The organism is Endozoicomonas sp. ONNA1 (assembly GCF_024606325.1).
Classification (GTDB): Bacteria; Pseudomonadota; Gammaproteobacteria; order Pseudomonadales; family Endozoicomonadaceae; genus Endozoicomonas_A.
Window position 1 is genome coordinate 1 of sequence record NZ_JAHHPN010000328.1, and the last position, 1,904, is coordinate 1,904.

The 1,904-nt window shown below is 46.3% G+C and carries 1 protein-coding gene; it reads right to left on the reverse strand.

Annotated features, from left to right (window positions below; genetic code table 11):
* Nucleotides 1-1,904: hypothetical protein (locus tag KDK19_RS07515; protein WP_257291666.1), on the reverse strand; the 1,904-nt coding region annotated here is incomplete at both ends.

Here is a 1,904-nt window from a genome sequence, read left to right on the forward strand (position 1 = left end):
TCAAATTCATCCACTGTCTGATATCCGTCGACACCTCTGACGGCCTTCATGTAGTTTTCAAGTTCAAACTTGCTGATCAGACCTTCACGCAGCAGAGCGACGATCCTGTTGCCACTGGCAGAATAGGTAGCGAAATATTCCGAGAAGCTCTTCAGGTCCCCCGGTTCATGCTCGACGAAGTGAATAGCGGCTTCGCCCATGCCGAGGATTTCATCGTCGTATTGTTGTGGCCCGCTTTTAATGTGAGTTCTTGCCCTGTCCGCCAGCTTCTGGACTGCTTCCAAAGGATTCTGAGACTGATCTTCCAGAGGCTCAAACGTGAATTGCATTGTCTTCAGATTCTTGAAGACTTCCACCATCCGACTGGCCTGATTAAACGTCAGATCGTCCCCAACCTCTGCCTGTAAGCGAATCGGTGCAAATTCATCGTCCAAGTCAAAAGCCAGTAGATTGGGTATTGGCTTACCGCTCAGTTCTGCTGACTTTGCCAGACCAATGACAGCTTCCAGAGCCTGTTTCTTGAGAGGATGCGCCCGTATGAAGGCGTGCAAATCGGCCAGTATTTTTACCTGTTTCGGCGTGTACTGGAAGGGACCACCCTCGTTTTCAACGGCATACTCTGCAGCCCTCAGAGCTTCCCTTAATATCTCTAATTCCGCTTTTTTGCCTTCTACTTCACTTTTTAGACTTTTCTTTTTTTGGGTCAGTTGCAGGATCTTGCCGCCAGTGCCATCGTTCCCACCCAGTTGTAACTGTTTGTTTTTCACGGCTTCCACCCGGTCAGCAAAGCGGGCAGCAGGGTCTGGCTTATGACCTATGTCGTCTTCAATGGCTGCAAGATTCGCTTCATGGGCCTTCAGAGCTTCTTGTGCTTTTGATGTTTTTGCTTTTTTCTGTCTCAGGACTAAATCCAGCACTTCTCTATCTTGCTCAAGTTTGGTTTTGGTTTTCGGATCGATGCCTTTGGAGTGCTCTATCGCCTGATTTTTACTGTTCAGCTCCAGTTGTGTTTGCTTTTGTTCATCTTGTGCATAGGCCAATGCCATTTCTCTCGCCTCGTGCTCATGCAGGAATTTCGTGATCTGAGTGTACTTTTTCCTGGTTTCGGGCAGTTCACCCAATGCTTCATCGCCTTCATTTCGATCATGGGAGGCTGCATATTCTCTGATGGCATTAATGTAATTGCCTACATTTAAATGGTTATCACGGTCAAACTCAAAAGGGATTTTCGTAACACTAACGGTAGTCCACAGCTGTTGAATGACGCCAACTTCGCTTTGTGAATAGTATTTGCTTTTCTGAAAATAACGTTCGATGTCGTTTAATAAGTCTTCAAGGATTTGATTATCAGCCTGACTCAGGCCCAACCTGGCATGAATGTGTTTGATTGCCCCATTGAGAGCCTTAATGATTTTATCCCTGTCGGGGGGGACGTCAGCAGACTCTGCTAATACCACTTGTTTAAGATGAATAGCATCCAGTTTGCGATGAAGTTCCTCCAGTTCCTTTTCAGCTTCTTCTGTGTCTTCTCTGGCTCTGGCTAGCTCACGATCAAGAACGTATCGGGGTTTAGGTCCCAGGCGAGCCATTTGCCTGTCAAGCTCATTCTCAATGGCTGCAATACGCTCTTCAACCATAGGCTGACACGCTTTAAAAACGGCTATATACCGCTGTTCGAGTGTTTCTTTAATGAGATTGATCTGATCATCTGCAGGGGCATCCTCTTTATAGTCCAGAATGACAAGGCGCAATGCCATTTCATTATTTCTTTCTCTTATGATGCCTTCATCATCATAGGGTTTGCTCAGTTCGGAATTTAATGTCCGAAATCCGGCTCTTAGAACAACCCTCTGTTCATTCAGGCTGGCATCTTTTTCAAATTCTATTTTCAGATCATCGGCCAG